The sequence below is a fragment of the Erwinia sp. L03-1 genome (assembly GCF_058686115.1).
Window position 1 is genome coordinate 1317834 of sequence record NZ_CM178762.1, and the last position, 18442, is coordinate 1336275.

The window sequence follows — 18442 nt, forward strand, 5'->3', positions numbered from 1 at the left end:
CCCGCCGGAAGCCCTCACCAGAGGGTTTCCGGCGGCTAACAGTGAGCCTTTAAAACAGAATTAAGAGGTCAAGATGGCTGGTAACACGATTGGGCAGGTTTTCCGCGTCACCACCTTTGGGGAATCCCATGGGGTGGCGCTCGGCTGTATTGTTGACGGCGTACCGCCGGGAATTCCCCTTACCGAAGAGTGCCTTCAGCACGATCTTGATCGCCGCCGTCCCGGCACCTCGCGCTATACCACTCAGCGCCGCGAACCTGACCGGGTCAAAATTCTGTCCGGCGTGTTTGAAGGCGTCACCACCGGCACCAGCATCGGCTTACTGATTGAGAATACCGATCAGCGCTCTCAGGATTATAGCGCCATCAAAGATGTCTTCCGCCCTAACCACGCGGATTACACCTACGAACAGAAATATGGTCTGCGTGACTATCGCGGCGGCGGGCGCTCCTCAGCGCGCGAAACGGCTATGCGCGTGGCGGCCGGGGCGATTGCCAAAAAGTACCTGGAAATGAAACACGGGATTGTGGTGCGTGGCTATCTGGCGCAGATGGGCGATGTGGTTTGTGAGCTGCGGGACTGGGATCAGATCGAACAGAACCCTTTCTTTTGCCCCGATCCATCTAAGCTCGATGCGCTTGACGAACTGATGCGCGCGCTGAAAAAAGAGGGCGATTCCATTGGCGCTAAGGTCGCCGTAGTAGCCGGGAATGTCCCGCCAGGCCTGGGCGAACCGGTATTTGACCGCCTGGATGCTGACCTGGCCCATGCGCTGATGAGCATCAACGCGGTGAAAGGCGTGGAGATCGGTGACGGCTTTGCGGTGGTTAATAAGCGCGGGAGTGAGCATCGGGATGAGATCCGCGCGGACGGCTTTCAGAGCAACCACTCTGGCGGCATTCTCGGCGGTATCAGCAGCGGCCAGCAGATCCTTGCAACGATTGCCATGAAGCCCACTTCGAGCATTACCGTACCGGGTAAAACCATCAATCGCTTTGGCGAAGAGGTGGAAATGATCACTAAAGGTCGCCATGACCCCTGCGTGGGTATTCGCGCGGTGCCTATCGCTGAAGCGATGATGGCGATTGTCCTGATGGACCACCTGCTGCGCCAGCGTGCTCAAAACGCTGACGTGAAAACGGACATCCCACGTTGGTGACCCTGTGAAAAAGATTCTGTTCGCCCTGAGTGCGCTGCTGATTGGCACCGCCAGCTATGCCGCCACGCCCTGGCAATCTATTCGCCAGCCGATCCCCGGGGTGTCGCAGTCCATTGGCGCCTTTGCAAATGGCTGTATCGTAGGCGCGGAAACGCTGCCGCTTAATGCCACCGGCTATCAGGTGATGCGTCAGGATCAGCGCCGCTACTTTGGTCATCCCGATCTGATCCTGTTTATCCAGCGGCTCAGCAATCAGGTGCATAACCTGCATCTGGGCGAGGTGATGATCGGGGATATGGGCATGGCGGCGGGCGGGCGCTTTAGCAGCGGTCACGCCAGCCACCAGTCCGGGCTGGATGTGGATATCTGGCTACAGCTGCCTCAGACCCGCTGGAGTGAGCGGATGCTGCTAAAGCCGCAGCCACTTGATCTGGTCTCGGCCGATGGCAAAAGCGTTGTCGCCCGACACTGGCAGCCGCAAATCGACAGCCTTATTAAGCTGGCAGCGAAGGACAGTGACGTCACGCGCATTTTTGTTAATCCGGCGATTAAACAGCAGCTCTGCGCCGATGCCGGAGCGGATCGCGACTGGCTGCGCAAGGTAAGGCCCTGGTTTGGTCATCGGGCACATATGCACGTGCGTCTGCGCTGTCCGGCGGGAAGCCAGCAGTGTCAGGATCAGCCCGCTCCACCGCCGGGCGACGGCTGCGGCGCAGAGTTGCAGAGCTGGTTTGCCCCGCCGAAGCCCGGCAGCGGGAAACCGGTAAAACGTGAGCCGCCGCCGCTTCCGGCCGCCTGTCAGGCACTGCTGGATAAACATCTTCTGTAAGGACAAAGAATGGACTGGTTTGTCGTCAGCCCGCTGCTGGTTGCGGGGCTGTTTTTTATCGCTATGCTGGCCGGGTTTATTGACTCCATTGCCGGAGGTGGCGGGCTGCTGACGGTTCCAGCCCTGCTGTCGTTTGGGCTTTCTCCGGCGCAGGCGCTGGCGACGAATAAAGTGCAGTCCGTTGGCGGCTCCTTCTCTGCCAGCCTCTACTTTGTCAGGCGTAAGGCGGTGGATCTCCGCGAGCAGAAGCTCAATATCGCCATGGCCTTTGTTGGCTCGGTACTGGGCGCAATCCTGATCCAGCATATCCATGCTGAACTGCTGCGTCAGGTCCTGCCGCTGCTGCTGATTGCTATCGGACTCTACTTTTTACTGATGCCGAAAGTGGGCGAAGAGGATCGTCATCGCCGGCTGCACGGTTTGCCTTTTGCGCTGGTGGCTGGAGGCTGTGTCGGCTTTTATGACGGTTTTTTCGGACCCGGCGCTGGCTCTTTTTACGCGCTGGCCTTTGTCACGCTCTGCGGCTATAACCTGGCCCGCTCCACCGCGCATGCTAAAGTCCTGAACTTCACCTCTAACCTGGGCGGCCTGCTGTTTTTTATGTTCGGCGGCAAGGTGGTGTGGGGAACCGGGCTGGTGATGCTGGTGGGGGCGATTTGTGGCGCCAGACTGGGCGCGAGGATGGTGCTCAGCCGCGGACAGGCGCTGATCCGTCCGATGGTGGTCACCGTCTCTGCCGTAATGAGCGCCAAACTGCTGTATGACAGCCACGGCGCGGCAATTGCAGCCTGGTGTCACCAGCTATTTGCCTGAGATAATAACGGCGTTTGGGCCTGTCAGGGATGGCGCAGGCCAGTAACATTCTCCCTCCGACGCGCAGCAGCCATCCTGCGCGGATCTGTTCCAGAAGAAACGAATCATGAGAACGACACACGATTATTCACAGCTGATTGAGATTTTTGACCGCTGCTTTTATCAGGACTTTCAGACCCGCCTGATTAAAGGCGATGACGAACCGATCTATCTTCCTGCTGACGACGAGGTGAATTATCACCGCGTGGTTTTTGCTCACGGCTACTACGCCAGCGCTCTGCATGAGATTTCTCACTGGTGTATCGCCGGGGCCGAACGCCGTAAACTGGTTGATTTTGGCTACTGGTACTGCCCGGACGGACGCGATGCCACGACGCAAAGCCAGTTTGAATCCGTTGAAATTAAGCCCCAGGCGCTGGAGTGGCTGTTTTGTGTTGCAGCAGGGTTTCCCTTCAACGTAAGTTGTGACAATCTCAGTGGAGACTGTGAGCCGGATCGCATCGCTTTTCAGCGCAGGGTTCATGCACAGGTGATGACGTACTTTGAACAGGGCATACCCGCCCGCCCGGCGCGCTTTATTGCCGAACTTTGCACTTATTACTCAACGCCCCCGCTAACCGCGTCACAGTTTCCATGGCCGGAAGATCTGTGATGATGGGGGAAAGCAAGCAAGAGGAACGATATGATTGACGAATTTGAAGCGCGGATCCTGGCCCTGATCGACGATATGGTGGAGAGTGCCAGCGACGACGAGCTTTTTGCCAGCGGCTATCTGCGTGGTCACCTGACCCTGGCGGTGGCAGAGATCGAACAGTCGGGCGAACATACGCCGGAGGCCCTGCAAATTCAGGTGCAGCAAAGCCTGCAAAACGCCATCCAGGCCGGCGAGCTCTCGCCGCGCGATCAGGCGCTGGTGATTGGCATGTGGGACAATCTGTTTCTCCAGGCGCGTAAGTCTGCCTGATTAAGGAAAGGCTGTTAATTCTCAGCTTTACCCTTTGCTGAGAATTTGCATCCTTTCTGTTGGTATCACAAATCAGGTTTAGTCGAAGGTTTTCACTGCTTTTCCCTTCAGGAGCTTCCTGACCCAGTAACGGTTGGGATGCATCGCGGCCAGCGTATCGCGATCCAGCGGGATCGGTTCGCCGCATAGTTCGGCGGCCAGCACCTCGGCGGCGAGCGGGCCGCTGCATAATCCCCGCGACCCCAGCGCGCCCAGAACGAACAGACCGTTATGCAGTGGGGCGTCTGCTGCCTGGTCCTTATGCTGCGCCAGAGTGGTGTATTCCGCGAGCGTACGCGCATAGTCCGGCAGCGGGCCGCTCATCGGCATATGGTCGCGGGTGGCGCAGCGCACGCTGCTTCGGGCCTGGCCTGCACTCACATCCACCTCCTCTGGCCACGCCTGATGGGGCAGACAGCGGATCAGCCGCTGGCGATTTTCCTGCTGATCGGCCTCGCGGTAGGCCGTTGAGCTGTCGGCTCGATGGTAGCTGGCACCGATGCAGTGATGCTGATTATGTCGATTAGCCGGTGTCAGGTAACCGTCGTAGCACAGTACCTGCTTTAGCTGCGCCAGCATGGGCGTGGTGGGAATATGGCTCACCTGGCCGCTAACCGGATAGGCGGGTATTTTTTCACTTTGCGGAAAGGAGGCGAGTTCGTGTCCGGTCGCCAGCACGACGGTCGGAGCCTGCTGGCTCGGCAGGTCGGAAAAATTGAGCGTCCAGCGGCCATTCTGCTCCGTCAGTCCGGTCAGGCGGTGATTCCAGTGCAGCCTGAGCCCGCACCGTTCTGCCCGCTCAAGCAGCTGTGCCGTGAGCTGGGCGGGGGAAAGCCAGCCGCCCAGCGGGTAGGTCATGCCACCGCATCCTGTCTCAACGCCGCACAGCGCTTCGGCCTCCTGAGTATCAACCCTGCGGGCTATCTCATCCGGCAGCGCCAGGGTCAGCATTTTAGCGATTTTTTCCGCACTCTTCTCATCCCAGGCCAGCTGCGTGACGCCGCACCAGTCGTGATCGAACGACAGCGCAAGTGCGTCATAAAGGCGTCGGGCAAAGGTGAAGGCGGTGGGAAAAAAGGTCGCCAGCGCCGGGTCGTGATGATTAAGCAGCGGGTAGAGCGCACCCTGGCGGTTACCGGAGGCACCTGCGGCGGGCCGCGCGGCGGCGCTGTAGAGCGTGACGTTTTTACCGCGTCGCAGCAGCGCCAGGGCGAGCAGGGCGCTGGCTACGCCGCCGCCAATCAGCGCAATGTCGTCGCCTTCTGCCGCCGGGCGGGCGTACCACGGCTGCTGTTTACGCACGGGGGAGGCCGCCTTCATCTCGCCGCAGGTCATCTCGCGTTTTGGGCCAAAACCTTTGCGCTTTCCTGCCTCAAAACCGGCATCGGTCAGTCCGCGTCGGACAAAACCCGCGGCGGTAAAGGTCGCCAGCGTACAGCCCTGACGCGCCAGCTTTGCCATGCAGGCGAACAGCTCCGGCGTCCACATATCCGGATTTTTTGATGGCGCAAAGCCATCCAGAAACCAGGCATCAACCTGCTGCGTCAGGCTGTCATCAAACGTGTGGATCAGCTGATTAATATCGCCAAACCACAGATCGAGCGTGACGCGGCCCTCATCCAGCAACAGGCGGTGGCAGCCGGGCAGGGCAACGGGCCACTGTGCCTGTAGCGCGGCGGCATACTTCGCCAGCGTCGGCCAGCGGGACTGAGCACTGGTCAGATCGGCAAGATTAAGCGGATATTTCTCACAGCTGACAAAGTGTAAACGCTGTAATCTTGAGTCCGGATGCTGCTGCCTGAATTGATCGAACACCTGCCAGAGGGCTAAAAAGTTCAGTCCGGTGCCAAACCCCGTTTCCGCGGTAATAAACAGTGCTCTGGGATGGTGTTCAAAGCGGTCGGGTATTTGGTTGCCGCCAAGGAAAACGTGTCGGGTTTCTTCAAGGCCGCTTTCGTTAGAAAAATAGACATCGCCAAATGCTCGGGATACAGGTGTACCTTCTTCATTCCAGCTCAGTTCGGCGTGCTCGATGGGGACATTTTTCACGGCAAAAGCTCAGTTATCAGGCAGTGCCGCGATTGTAACGGTGTGAGCCAGCTCGCGCAAATTTACAAAAGTAAAATGCTGATCGGACTTGTTCGGCGTACAACTGTAAGCTAAAGTGCTCCTCGAATCCTAATATAGAAGTTATGAGGTATTGAATGAAACGTGCAGTGATTACAGGCCTGGGAATCGTCTCCAGCATTGGTAATAACCAGGAGGAAGTTCTGACGTCCCTGCGTGAAGGTCGCTCCGGCATTACCTTCTCTCAGGAGCTAAAAGATTCCGGCATGCGTAGTCACATCTGGGGTAACGTCAAACTTTCTAAAGACGAAATCGCCAGCCTCATCGATCGCAAAAGTCTGCGCTTTATGAGTGACGCGTCCATTTATGCTTATATCTCTATGCTGGAAGCGGTTAAAGACTCTGGCCTGACCAACGAGCAGTACCAGAACAACCCGCGCGTGGGTCTGGTTGCCGGTTCCGGCGGCGGTTCACCTTACAACCAGGCAGCCAGCGTTGACGGCATGCGCGCTAAAGGCCTGCGCGGCGTGGGTCCTTATATGGTTACCAAGGCGATGGCCTCCGGCGTTTCCGCCTGCCTGGCAACCCCGTTTAAAATTCACGGCGTCAACTACTCCATCAGCTCGGCCTGTGCGACCTCTGCGCACTGTATCGGTAACGCCGTTGAGCAGATCCAACTCGGCAAACAGGATGTGGTATTTGCCGGCGGCGGCGAAGAGCTGTGCTGGGAAATGTCCTGCGAATTCGACGCAATGGGCGCGCTCTCAACCCGTTACAACGAAACGCCTGAGCTGGCATCCCGTACTTACGATACCAGCCGCGATGGTTTTGTTATTGCAGGCGGCGGCGGCATGGTCGTGGTTGAAGAGCTGGAGCATGCGCTGGCACGTGGCGCTCACATCTATGCAGAAGTGGTTGGCTACGGCGCAACCTCCGATGGTGCGGACATGGTTGCACCATCTGGCGAAGGCGCAATGCGCTGTATGCGACTGGCGATGCAGGGAGTGGATACCCCAATCGACTATCTGAATACGCACGGTACGTCCACGCCAGTGGGTGACGTGAAAGAGCTGGGCGCAATCCGTGAAGTGTTCAGCGACGCGATGCCTGCGATGTCAGCGACGAAAGCGATGACCGGCCACTCACTGGGTGCGGCAGGCGTTCAGGAAGCAATCTACTCGCTGCTGATGCTGGAGCACGGATTCATTGCCCCGAGCATCAACATTGACGAGCTGGATCCTGCTGCTGAGGGTCTGAATATCGTGACCAAACCGACCGAGCAGACGCTGAAGACCGTGATGTCCAACAGCTTCGGCTTTGGCGGCACCAACGCCACGCTGGTGATGCGCAAGCTGTAATCACCGTGGGTTGCAAAAAAAGGGAGAGTCCGTAAGGGCTGTCCCTTTTTTTATTGCCAGTCAGACGCTTTTTATTTAAGTTAACGCCTTCAACGTCGTCACGATGTTGCGTAAGCGTTTAACGTTAACCAACGCATCCGTTCCGCTGCTTCGGCATCGGCAACACGGGTGCGCGTAGTTAACGCACCCTTACGTTATTACAAGGAGAGGCGTGACACTATGTCTGCGGTTACTATCACATCCCCTGCCAGCGCGACGGTTTCGCTGGGCAGTATCTCATTCGCTGTATTCTTAACTTACCTTACCGCCGGGCTGGCGCTGCCGGTTATTCCGCTGTTTGTCCATCAGCAGCTCGGGCTGAATAACGTGATGGTCGGCGTGGCCGTCGGCATTCAGTTTTTCGCCACGCTGCTGACGCGCGGCTACGCGGGCAGGCTGGCCGATCAGCGTGGCGCAAAGCGATCGACGCTACAGGGCATGCTGGCCTGTGCGCTGGTTGGAGTCGCCTACGTGCTGGCGGCGGTGCTGCCAGTACCGGTGATGGCAAAGTTTGCGCTGCTGGTGGTGGGCAGGCTGCTGCTGGGCTTTGGCGAAAGCCAGCTGCTGACCGGGAATCTGACCTGGGGCATGGGTCTGGTCGGGCCAAAGCGTTCGGGGCAGGTGATGTCATGGAACGGTATGGCGATCTACGGCGCGCTTGCGGCCGGTGCGCCGCTGGGATTATGGCTTCACAGCCAGTGGGGCTTTCTGGCGATGGGCATTGCCACGATTTTTCTGCCGCTGGTCGCTCTGCTGTTCAACGTCTGGGTCAAACCCGTGCCCACGCAGGGAGGAGAGCGTCCATCGCTGTGGAAGGTGATTGGGCAAATTCTGTCGCCGGGCTGTGCGCTGGCGCTCCAGGGGACGGGTTTTGCCGTTATTGGCACTTTTACCTCGCTCTATTTCGCCAGTCAGCACTGGGGCAATGCCGGGCTGGCGCTTACCGCGTTTGGCCTGGCTTTTGTTCTGGTCCGCGTCCTGTTTGGCGGATTGCCGGACCGCCTCGGCGGCGTGCGCGTGGCGCTAATTTCGCTGTTGGTTGAAGCCATTGGGCTGCTAATCCTGGGGTTCGCCAGTAGCGGAACGATGGCGCTGGCGGGCGCTGCGCTGACCGGCTGTGGCTGTTCGCTGGTATTCCCGGCGATGGGGGTTGAAGTGGTGAAGCGTGTCGCTCCCCAGGTGCGCGGCACGGCGCTGGGCGGTTTTTCCGCCTTTCAGGATATCGCCTACGGTGCCAGCGGGCCGTTAACCGGGATCCTCGCAACATCTCTGGGCTACGGCTCGGTTTATCTCGCTGGCGCTGCCTGCGCACTGCTGGGTATTGCCGTAGTCATGACCGTCGGCCGTCAGTAGCGCAACCGCGCCAGCTTATCGACGGCATGAATAATCTCCGCCCGCGTCAGGGCGGAGAAACCGAGTAGCCAGCCCTGTGGCGGCGACGCTGAGGCATAAAGAGGCGACAGTCGCGGTAGCAATAGCCCATCGGCGCGCGCCTGCTGCGATAATTTTTCTTCTTCCCCGCCGGTCAGGGTCACGGCCAGCTGTAACCCATTACCCCGGCTCATGATCTGCAGCTTGTCGCCCAGTTTATGCTGAATCTCATCCAGCAGCAGATTGCGGCGACTGGCGTAAAGCCTGCGCATTAATCGCAGATGCGCCTGCAAATGACCGTTATTGATGAATTCGGCGGTGACGGCCCACGCAGTCCCAGGTGCGGGACTGCGGCTGCTAACGGTCAGCGGTTAACTCAGAGAAGGACCCACAGCAGAAAGCCAACCAGCACCAGTACCGCGAAGGCCGTGAATACCGGGCGATTAACGATCGGTTGCAGTACCTGCGGCACATAGCCAAATAGCGGCGCCACAATCGGCTGGGGATGGATCTCACTGTCCGCCAGCGGCTGTTCTCTCAGCCGTTCGGCTCGACGCGCAAACAGCAGATTCATCAAATCCTGTGCCTGGTACGGCGTTAATACTGCCTGCGGCGGTAGCTGGAAGCGCTGCTGACTGGCGTCTTCCAGCAGCCGCTGTTCTGCATGGTCAGAGGGCACTTTCAGCGAGGCCAGCAGCATTGGCAGCGTTGGCGCAGCGTGTTGACTCAGCGTTTGGCTAACCTGTAAATACTGGGTCAGGAGCGGAAAGAGACGCGAAGGGATCGGATCGCCGCTGTGCAGATTGACAACTTTGAGTACCGAAGCCCACAGCTTAACGGGCTGTTCGCCGGTCGCCGCCGCCAGTCGGGCAATCTGCTGGTTAAGCGTATGGTGTTCCGCAGGCAGCAACGAACGATCGGTAATGCGGTTTTGCTGCGGCTGAGGAATAGCCATCTGACCATTTTGCAGCATCGTCAGCACCTGGCGCAGCTGATCGGGATTCAGCGAGCTAAGTACGGTATGACCAAACTGTTGACGAATAAAGTCGCTGACTGCCTGGCGATTGTTACCCGCGGGCAGCAGGTCGGTAAGCTGTTGAAACAGCTGGCGGGTGGCGTGGGTATTTTGTACCTGCGACAGACGTGTATTAAGAAACTGTTCGGCCGCGGGAAAGTGGCGCGCCAGCAGTCCTGCATCATTCTTTACACCGACTTCGTGGCGCATTCCTGCCCACAGCTCAGGCGATTTCAGCGCGCTGAGCGACATGATTTTTACAATCAGTCTTTCCAGCGTGGTGCGCTGCGCGGGAGACAGTGGCTGATCGCCCGGGCCAGTGCGACTGGCATCCGTTCTGGCATCGATCGTCGAGCGATCGCCGGGTATCGGCGCACCGGGGCCACTGAGAGGTTGCATGGCAAAAATCCTTCACTAAAGGTCTGTGTCCGGGGCGCGCCGGAAAGGTTGATTCACCATGATAACAATCCCGCCCTGCGATAGGTAGAGGCGAGGGGCTGCCAGGGCAATTATTTTCAGTACCGGGAAAAATGGGGCAGGTCTGCCAGCTGCGGGCAGACACGCACCGTCAGGGCGGGGGCGGGTTATTCCCATCTGCCCGTGCCTTCCGGAACATCAGCGGCGTGCGCAGTCGCTGTGCCAGAATCACCCCCAGCAGAGTAATTCCCCCGCCAATATAGTGATAGCTGTGTAACTGTTCGTGCAGAAAAAGCACGGCAATAATGGCGGTAAAAATGGGGGCCAGATTCATAAAAACAGAGGCCGTATTGGCACCCATACGCACCATGCCCTGGATCCACAGGAAAGGTGCCACCACAGAGGCCGGGATCCCGGCAAATAGCACCAGCGGGATATTATGCAGATTTAAGGAGACGTCCTGCGCCAGCAGAAAATTGGGCAGCAGCATCAGCACGCCGAACAGTATCTGTACGTAAAGGCTTTGCCAGCCCGGCAGGGCAATCGCCCAGCGCTTCGTCAGTACGCCGTAAAGGGCATACGAGGTAGAGGCCGCGAACATCATCAGCTCACCTTTACCCAGCCCCTGCGCCAGCAGCCGCTGAGGATGGCCCTCGCTGACCAGCCACACCAGCCCGCCAAACGAGAGCAGGCTACCGATGACGATCCCCATTGTGGGTGCCAGGCGCAGCAGTACAATTCCGATCAGCACGGTAAGCAGCGGGATCAGCGCGTTCAGTATCCCCATAAACAGTGCGCTAACGCTGTGCGCAGCGTAATAGGCCAGGCTTTGATACAGCACCATGCCCAGCAGTCCAAGAACCAGCAGCTTCCACCACAGCGGCTTAATCTGCTGACGATTGCGCCAGGCGCCGGGTAATACAAACGGCGTGAGCACTAGCAGGGCCAGCAGCCAGCGGTAAAAGGAGATGGCGGCGGGATCGATCGCGCCGGCAGAAACTTTGCTAACAATTGCGTTAACCGACCAGATTAATACGGCCAGCAGAGGGAACAGGAAATTCACAGGCAGCCCGGGATTACGTTCATCATGGTGACCAGTGTAACCTTCTCAGGTAGAGGACAGATACTGATAATCCGACTTTACCCTTACCGCAGAGGGCCGCCGCACCGAAGGCTTATCCCTTTAGCGGGTTTGTGGCAGAATGTCTGCCCTCACTGGCTTATGCAGGAAACCGATTGTGAAAATCCTCGTTGATGAAAATATGCCCTATGCCCGGGAACTCTTTAGCCGCACCGGTGATGTGGTGGCGGTTCCGGGGCGTCCCGTCCCCCCGGCAGCGCTGGATGATGCGGATGGACTGATGGTGCGTTCGGTCACTAAAGTGAATGCCGGGCTGCTGAGCGGTAAGCCGGTAAAATTTGTCGGCACCGCCACCGCTGGCACCGATCACATTGATGAGGTTTTTCTGAAAGAGCAGGGGATTGCCTTTTCGGCTGCCCCCGGCTGTAACGCCATTGCCGTGGTCGAATATGTCTTCTCTGCGCTGCTGCTGCTGGCGGAACGCGACGGCTTTCAGCTGACAGATCGGACGGTAGGTATCGTCGGTGTGGGTAATGTTGGCCGTCGTCTGCAGGCGCGGCTTGAGGCGCTGGGAATTCGTACCCTGCTGTGTGACCCGCCGCGCGCCGATCGTGGCGACCCGGAGGATTTCCTGCCGCTCAACGCGGTGGTCGCCCAGGCGGACATAATCACCTTCCATACGCCGCTTTATAAGCAGGGTGAGTACAAAACGCTGCACCTGGCCGACGAGGCGCTGCTGCTGGCGCTGAAGCCCGGCAGCATCCTGATCAACGCCTGTCGCGGACCGGTGGTGGATAACGCCGCACTGCTGAAGGTTTTGCAACAGCGCAGCGATCTCAGCGTGGTGCTGGACGTGTGGGAACCCGAACCCGAACTTTCCCTGCCGCTGCTGGAAAAAGTTGATATTGCCACCGCGCATATAGCCGGATATACCCTGGAAGGTAAAGCGCGCGGCACCACCCAGGTCTTTGAAGCCTGGACGGCCTGGCTCGGCCAGCCGCAGCAGGTGGCGCTGGATACGCTGCTGCCCGCGCCTGAATTTACCCATATTACCCTTAACGGCAGGCTGGATCAGGCAACGCTAAAAAGAGTGGTGCATCTGGTGTATGATGTGCGCCGCGATGATGCGCCGCTGCGGAAGGTGGCGGCTATACCGGGAGAGTTTGACCGGCTACGCAAAAATTATCTTGAGCGTCGTGAGTGGTCTTCACTGCGGGTAAGCTGCGATGTGGAAGAGACGGCGCTTTTGCTGAAAAAACTGGGTTTTAATGCGGTTTTTCATCCGCTTTCCGCAGGCTGAACGCTGGCCGGACGGAATAGAATGCTTCTCCGGGCGGTACTGCACCGCCCTTAATTTTTTATGTCATTTCTGGAGTAAACCAACATGTCTGACGGCTGGAATATCGCGCTACTGGGCGCGACAGGCGCAGTAGGGAGAGCTTTACTGGAATTACTGGCTGAACGTCAGTTCCCGGTTGGTGAGCTGTATGCGCTGGCAAGCGAGCGCAGCGCGGGCGAAACGCTGCGCTACGAGGGCAAATCACTGCTGGTCACGGATGCGAATGAATTTGACTGGTCGCAGGTGCAGCTGGCCTTTTTCGTCGCCGGTCGTGAGGCCTCGGCACGTTATGCGGATGAGGCGGCCAACAGCGGCTGCCTGGTGATTGACTCCAGCGATCTGTTCGCGCTTGAGCCGGACGTACCGCTGGTGGTGCCGGACGTCAACCCGCAGGTGCTGGCCGACTACCGCAACCGCAATATCATCAGCGTTGCCGATAGCGTCACCAGTCAGCTGCTGTGTGCGATTAAACCGCTGGTTGATGTTGCTGGCCTTGGTCGTTTACAGGTCACCAGCCTGATTGCCGCCTCGGCGCACGGCAAAGCCGCCGTGGATTCGCTGGCCGGGGAAAGTGCCCGCCTGCTCAACGGCCTGCCGACGGAGGAAACGTTTTTCGATCGCCAGCTGGCGTTCAATATGCTGCCGCTGCTGCCTGATGCCGAGGGCAGCGTAGTGCAGGAGCGCCGTCTGGTCGATCAGGTGCGGAAAGTTCTTCAGGATGAAGGCCTGCCGATCACCGTTTCCACGGTTCAGGCACCGGTTTTTTACGGCAACGCGCAGGTAGTACACATCGAAAATCTGCGGCCGATGTCGGCTGAGGAAGCACGAGACGCGCTTGCGCAGGCGGAGGATATCCTGCTGTCTGACGAGGACGATTACCCCACCCAGGTCGGCGATGCCTCCGGGAGTGCTCAGCTCAATCTGGGATGCGTACGTAATGATTACGGCATACCTGAAATGGTGCAGTTCTGGTCAGTGTCAGATAACGTGCGTTTTGGTGGCGCGCTGATGGCGATAAAAACCGCCGAGAAGCTGGTGCAGGAGTATCTGTACTGATGTCAGACGCGGGACTGCCGCAGCCGTCACATAAAGTGGCGCTCGGCATTGAATATGACGGTAGCCGCTATTATGGCTGGCAGCGGCAGCAGGAAGTGAGAAGCGTCCAGGAAAAGCTGGAAAAAGCGCTGGCGGCGGTGGCGAATCATCCGGTCAGCGTTTTCTGCGCGGGCCGCACCGATGCGGGCGTTCACGGCACCGGCCAGGTGGTACATTTTGAAACCTCGTCGGTGCGCAAGGATGCGGCCTGGACGCTGGGCGTGAATGCTAACCTGCCGCCTGACATCGCCGTTCGCTGGGTCAAAGCGGTGCCGGATGATTTTCACGCCCGCTTCAGCGCCACGGCGCGCCGCTATCGCTATGTTATCTACAACCGGCGTCTGCGCCCGGCGATCCTGCACGGCGGCGTGACCCACTTTTATCATCCTCTGGATGTTGAAAAAATGCAGCGTGCCGGTCAGTGCCTGCTGGGTGAGAATGACTTCACGTCATTTCGCGCGGTACAGTGCCAGTCGCGTACGCCCTGGCGCAACCTGATGCACCTCACCGTCAGCCGCTACGGAGCCTACGTGGTGGTAGATATCAAGGCGAACGCCTTTGTGCATCATATGGTACGCAACATCGTCGGCAGCCTGATGGAAGTAGGCTGTGGGAATCAGCCGGAAAGCTGGATGGCAGAACTGCTGGCGGCAAAAGATCGCAAGCTGGCTGCCGCAACCGGCAGGGCGGAAGGGCTCTACCTGGTGGCGGTCGATTATCCCGAACGCTATGATTTACCTCGTCCGCCGATGGGACCGCTGTTCCTCGTGGATTAATCCTGGTCCGAAGTATTAGGGAAACAAGTATGGAAATGATTCACACCCTGATTGATTTTATTCTGCACATTGATGTTCATCTACAGGCAATGGTTGCGCAGTACGGCATCTGGATCTACGCCATTCTGTTTCTTATCCTGTTTTGTGAAACCGGACTGGTGGTCACGCCATTCCTGCCGGGCGACTCGCTGTTATTCGTGGCGGGCGCGCTGGCGGCAATACCCGACAGTGCGCTGAATGTGCATATGATGGCGCTGCTGCTGTGCATTGCCGCCATTCTGGGTGACGCGGTGAACTACACCATCGGGCGTTTATTTGGCGACAGGCTGTTCAGTAACCCGTCGTCGAAAATCTTCCGTCGCAGCTATCTGGATAAAACGCATCAGTTTTACGAGCGCCACGGCGGGAAAACGATTATTCTTGCGCGCTTTGTTCCAATTGTTCGCACTTTTGCCCCCTTTGTGGCCGGCATGGGTAAAATGTCCTACCGCCACTTCGCGCTGTTTAATGTGACGGGCGGACTGCTTTGGGTGCTGCTGTTTTCCTACGCGGGCTACTTCTTTGGTAACCTGCCAGCGGTACAGAAGAATATTCATTATCTGATTGTGGCGATAATCCTGGTCTCTATTCTGCCGGGCGTCATAGAGGTTATGCGTCACCGGCGTGCGGCAAAGCCGCCTAAATCGCAGTCGTAACGCATTAAACACGTGCCCGACGGCCAGATTTTTATCCACAGCGTCGGGCGGTTATGGTTTAATGAGCGACATTTACGGTCTGCGCTGCTGCGGCGGCGTGGAAAAAGAAAACTGGTTAAGCCAGGTTCAAACAGAAAGGTCATCAATGAGCTGGATTGAACGAATTCTCAATAAGAGCACAATCTCCCCAACGCGCAAATCCAGTATTCCGGAAGGTGTCTGGACCAAGTGTGACAGCTGCGGCCAGGTTCTCTACCGCGCCGAGCTGGAACGTAATCTTGAAGTTTGCCCGAAATGCGACCACCACATGCGTATGCATGGTCGCGATCGTCTGCACAGCGTGCTGGATGAAGGCTCGATGGTTGAGCTGGGCAGCGAGCTGGAGCCGAAGGATTTGCTCAAGTTCAGGGATTCTAAAAAGTACAAAGACCGTCTTTCAGCGGCTCAGAAAGACACCGGTGAAAAAGATGCTCTGATCGTTATGAAAGGCACGCTGTACGATATGCCCGTAGTTGCTGCTGCCTTTGAGTTCTCCTTTATGGGTGGATCGATGGGCTCGGTGGTCGGCGCGCGTTTTGTTCGTGCGGTTGAGCAGGCGCTGGAAGACAACTGCCCGATGATCTGTTTTTCAGCCTCTGGTGGTGCCCGTATGCAGGAAGCGCTGATGTCGCTGATGCAGATGGCGAAAACCAGCGCCGCGCTGGCAAAAATGCAGGCGCGGGGGCTTCCTTATATCTCCGTACTGACCGACCCGACCATGGGCGGCGTTTCTGCCAGTTTCGCCATGCTGGGCGATCTGAATATCGCTGAACCTAAAGCGCTGATCGGTTTTGCCGGCCCGCGCGTTATCGAACAAACCGTGCGCGAGAAACTGCCGCCTGGCTTCCAGCGCAGCGAGTTCCTCATCGAAAAAGGCGCGATTGATATGATCGTGCGCCGCCCGGTGATGCGCTTTAAGCTGGCGACGATTCTGGCCAAGATGATGAATCTGCCAGAGCCGCATGAAGACGCCCCGCAAGAGGTGGTCGAAGATGCACCTCAGAGCCACGAGGCCTGATTGATTCCCGAAAGGGCGCAAGCCCTTTCCCCAATGCACCGTAACGTTGTGAACGGGACACATGGATAATCTTCCTCAAGCCACGTCGCCCCTGGCCACGTGGCTTCATTATCTTGAGAATTTGCATTCTCAGGCTATCGAACTCGGGCTGGCACGCGTACAGCGCGTGGCTACCTCGCTCGACCTGCTTACCCCCGCCCCCTTTGTTTTTACCGTCGCGGGAACCAATGGCAAAGGCACAACCTGTCGTATGCTGGAAACGCTGCTGATGGCGGCTGGCTATCGCGTCGGCGTCTTCAGTTCGCCCCATCTGGTTCGCTATACCGAGCGCGTGCGTATTCAGGGCGAAGAGCTGGCTGAATCTGAGCATATTGCATCCTTTGTCGATATCGAGTCAGGGCGCGGTGAAACCTCGCTGACCTGGTTTGAATACGGCACGCTTTCCGCCCTGTGGCTGTTTAAACGTGCGGCGCTTGACGTGGTGATCCTTGAGGTCGGGCTGGGTGGCCGTCTTGATGCCACCAATATTGTAGATTCGGATGTGGCCGTGATCACCAGCATCGCGCTCGACCATACCGACTGGCTTGGGCCGGATCGGGGAAGTATTGGTCGTGAAAAGGCGGGCGTGTTCCGTGCCGGGAAACCCGCCATCGTGGGCGAGCCCGATATGCCAGACACTATCGCAGAAGTGGCTGATTCACTGGGGGCGCATTTATTCCGGCGGGGTCATGACTGGTCATATACCGCCCAGGCGCACTGCTGGTCGTTCAGCGATGCACAGGGTACGCTGAGCGGGCTGCCGCTGCCGCAGGTGCCCTTACCCAATGCGGCGACGGCGCTGGCTGCGCTGCGTGCATCGCCGCTGAAAGTGGATGAGGCTATCCTGCGCGAATGGCTGGCTAAGGCCGTGTTACCGGGGCGCTTCCAGACCGTCGCACAGGGGCCACGGGTAATCCTTGACGTGGCGCATAATCCTCATGCGGCGGCTTACCTCGCCGAACGATTAGGCGAGCTGCCTGACGTTGGCAGGACCCATGCCGTGGTCGGTATGCTGCACGACAAAGACATCGCCGGTACGCTGGCCTGCCTCAGCCCGGTGATCGATAGCTGGTACTGCGCGCCTCTTGATGGGCCGCGCGGTGCCACGGCTGAACAGCTGATGGCGTATCTGCCCGCGGCGAAGGCATTTTCCAGCGTGGCTGACGCATATCGCCAGGCACTGAAGCAGGCAGCGGAACAGGATATTGTACTGGTATGTGGCTCATTCCATACCGTAGCTCAGGTAATGGAAACGATAGAAGCGGAGAACGGCAGTGGCAAGTAAGTTTCAGAACCGTTTAGTCGGAACCATCATCATTGTGGCGCTGGGCGTGATCGTGCTGCCAGGGCTGCTGGACGGTAAAAAGAAGCACTATAAAGAAGAGTTTGCGGCAATCCCGCTGGTGCCAAAACCGGGCGATCAGCAGGAAACCGATATGGTTCCGTCGGTAACACAACCACTGCCCGCCCAGCCACCGGAAGGTGCCGCGACGATGGGCAGCAACAGTGAGAACAGCTCGCAGGCTGAGAGCGGTTCAACGGCGCCGCAGTCGGTAAACGAGCCGGATGTGGTCGCACCGCCTCCGGTCCAGCCATCTAAACCGGCTGCTCAGCCGAAGCCGGTTGAAAAGCCGAAGCCCGTCGAAAAACCGAAGCCGGTGGAAAAACCGAAACCGGTTGAAAAGCCTGCGCCGAAGCTGGTTGAAAAGCCGCGGCCCTCCGCAGAAGATGAATCCACCACTGTAGCGGAGTCGCGCCAGAAAGCGCAGCCGGAAGCCGCGCCGTCAGGCCAGGCCTGGGTCGTACAGCTGGGCGCACTGAAAAATGCGGCTAAGGTGAATGAGATCGTCGCGAAACTGCGTCTGTCCGGCTACCGGGCCTTTACTCAGCCCTCTACGCCGGTCCAGGGGCAAATCACCCGCCTTTATGTCGGCCCCGACGCCTCCAAAGCGAAAATGCAGGCCGCCGTTGGTGAGCTACAGGGAATTTCCGGACTGGGCGGCGTGGTTAAACCCTACAGCGCGCACTGATAACCTGCCTCGCAGACCTGTGGATCAGGGATAATCCCGGGGCTGCGGGGCTGCGGGGCTACTTGTGGTATGAAGGAACAGGATAAGCACGTTGGTATTCGCGGTATGAAGGAACAGCATAAGCACGTTGGTGCTCGCGATGAAGGAACAGCATAAGTACGTTGGTATTCGCGATGAAGGAACAGCGTTAGCGACGTGGGTATTAGGGTACAGGAAACATAGAGGGTGCCTGTGATTTGCGCAGGGTTGTTCAGCGCCG

The 18442-nt window shown here is 58.4% G+C and carries 18 protein-coding genes; 14 read left to right on the forward strand and 4 right to left on the reverse strand.

Going from position 1 to position 18442, the window contains the following annotated elements; all coding sequences use genetic code 11:
- Window positions 1-73 precede the first annotated feature (73 nt).
- The 5 genes from aroC (at window position 74) to AC4PCC_RS06160 (ending at window position 3765) form a co-directional block, all read left to right on the forward strand.
- Window positions 74-1159, forward strand: a complete 1086-nt coding sequence (gene aroC / locus AC4PCC_RS06140) for a chorismate synthase (RefSeq protein WP_492126753.1) — start codon at window positions 74-76, stop codon at window positions 1157-1159.
- Window positions 1160-1163: 4 nt separating this feature from the next.
- Window positions 1164-1988, forward strand: a complete 825-nt coding sequence (gene mepA, locus AC4PCC_RS06145; protein ID WP_492126754.1) for a penicillin-insensitive murein endopeptidase — start codon at window positions 1164-1166, stop codon at window positions 1986-1988.
- 9 nt (window positions 1989-1997) lie between these two features.
- Window positions 1998-2801, forward strand: coding sequence for a sulfite exporter TauE/SafE family protein (locus AC4PCC_RS06150; protein ID WP_492126755.1), 804 nt, complete (start codon window positions 1998-2000; stop codon window positions 2799-2801).
- 106 nt (window positions 2802-2907) lie between these two features.
- Window positions 2908-3453, forward strand: coding sequence for an elongation factor P hydroxylase (locus AC4PCC_RS06155; RefSeq protein ID WP_067705771.1), 546 nt, complete (start codon window positions 2908-2910; stop codon window positions 3451-3453).
- A gap of 30 nt (window positions 3454-3483) precedes the next feature.
- Window positions 3484-3765: a YfcL family protein gene (locus AC4PCC_RS06160; protein WP_067705769.1), complete on the forward strand. Its 282-nt coding sequence runs from the start codon at window positions 3484-3486 to the stop codon at window positions 3763-3765.
- 78 nt (window positions 3766-3843) lie between these two features.
- Here the strand turns inward: AC4PCC_RS06160 and mnmC are convergent, their stop codons facing one another.
- On the reverse strand, window positions 3844-5853 hold the full coding sequence (gene mnmC / locus AC4PCC_RS06165) for a bifunctional tRNA (5-methylaminomethyl-2-thiouridine)(34)-methyltransferase MnmC2/FAD-dependent 5-carboxymethylaminomethyl-2-thiouridine(34) oxidoreductase MnmC1 (RefSeq protein WP_492126756.1): 2010 nt from the start codon (window positions 5851-5853) through the stop codon (window positions 3844-3846).
- 155 nt (window positions 5854-6008) lie between these two features.
- Between mnmC and fabB the strand changes: the two genes are divergently transcribed.
- Window positions 6009-7229, forward strand: a complete 1221-nt coding sequence (gene fabB, locus AC4PCC_RS06170) for a beta-ketoacyl-ACP synthase I (protein ID WP_067705765.1) — start codon at window positions 6009-6011, stop codon at window positions 7227-7229.
- Window positions 7230-7448: 219 nt separating this feature from the next.
- A complete protein-coding gene (locus AC4PCC_RS06175; RefSeq protein WP_492126757.1) occupies window positions 7449-8621 on the forward strand; it encodes an MFS transporter in 1173 nt (390 codons plus the stop codon).
- Here the strand turns inward: AC4PCC_RS06175 and AC4PCC_RS06180 are convergent.
- From AC4PCC_RS06180 to AC4PCC_RS06190, 3 genes are all read right to left on the reverse strand, one after another.
- Window positions 8615-8911: a hypothetical protein gene (locus AC4PCC_RS06180; protein WP_492126758.1), complete on the reverse strand. Its 297-nt coding sequence runs from the start codon at window positions 8909-8911 to the stop codon at window positions 8615-8617. The genes AC4PCC_RS06175 and AC4PCC_RS06180 overlap by 7 nt on opposite strands.
- Window positions 8912-9015: 104 nt before the next feature.
- Window positions 9016-10053: a flagella biosynthesis regulator Flk gene (flk, locus tag AC4PCC_RS06185; RefSeq protein ID WP_067705755.1), complete on the reverse strand. Its 1038-nt coding sequence runs from the start codon at window positions 10051-10053 to the stop codon at window positions 9016-9018.
- 169 nt (window positions 10054-10222) lie between these two features.
- Window positions 10223-11134: a DMT family transporter gene (locus tag AC4PCC_RS06190; RefSeq protein ID WP_067705754.1), complete on the reverse strand. Its 912-nt coding sequence runs from the start codon at window positions 11132-11134 to the stop codon at window positions 10223-10225.
- Window positions 11135-11273: 139 nt separating this feature from the next.
- Here AC4PCC_RS06190 and pdxB point away from each other — a divergent pair, with 139 nt between their 5' ends.
- The 7 genes from pdxB (at window position 11274) to dedD (ending at window position 18183) form a co-directional block, all read left to right on the forward strand.
- Entirely contained in the window at window positions 11274-12452 is a 1179-nt protein-coding gene (pdxB, locus tag AC4PCC_RS06195) for a 4-phosphoerythronate dehydrogenase PdxB (protein WP_492126759.1), read from the forward strand.
- Window positions 12453-12536: 84 nt separating this feature from the next.
- Window positions 12537-13547 carry an aspartate-semialdehyde dehydrogenase gene (locus AC4PCC_RS06200; protein WP_067705751.1) on the forward strand — a complete coding sequence of 337 codons (1011 nt, stop codon included), beginning with the start codon at window positions 12537-12539 and terminating at the stop codon, window positions 13545-13547.
- A complete protein-coding gene (truA, locus tag AC4PCC_RS06205) occupies window positions 13547-14362 on the forward strand; it encodes a tRNA pseudouridine(38-40) synthase TruA (RefSeq protein WP_492126760.1) in 816 nt (271 codons plus the stop codon). Before AC4PCC_RS06200 ends, truA begins: the two co-directional genes overlap by 1 nt.
- Before the next feature lie 29 nt (window positions 14363-14391).
- On the forward strand, window positions 14392-15057 hold the full coding sequence (locus tag AC4PCC_RS06210; protein WP_492126761.1) for a DedA family protein: 666 nt from the start codon (window positions 14392-14394) through the stop codon (window positions 15055-15057).
- A gap of 145 nt (window positions 15058-15202) precedes the next feature.
- The gene (accD, locus tag AC4PCC_RS06215; RefSeq protein ID WP_067705746.1) at window positions 15203-16114 is read left to right on the forward strand and encodes an acetyl-CoA carboxylase, carboxyltransferase subunit beta; all 912 of its coding nucleotides are present in this window, start codon (window positions 15203-15205) and stop codon (window positions 16112-16114) included.
- A gap of 61 nt (window positions 16115-16175) precedes the next feature.
- Entirely contained in the window at window positions 16176-17438 is a 1263-nt protein-coding gene (folC, locus tag AC4PCC_RS06220) for a bifunctional tetrahydrofolate synthase/dihydrofolate synthase (RefSeq protein WP_492126762.1), read from the forward strand.
- Window positions 17428-18183, forward strand: coding sequence for a cell division protein DedD (dedD, locus tag AC4PCC_RS06225; RefSeq protein ID WP_492126763.1), 756 nt, complete (start codon window positions 17428-17430; stop codon window positions 18181-18183). The genes folC and dedD overlap by 11 nt, the downstream gene beginning before the upstream one ends.
- Window positions 18184-18442 lie beyond the last annotated feature (259 nt).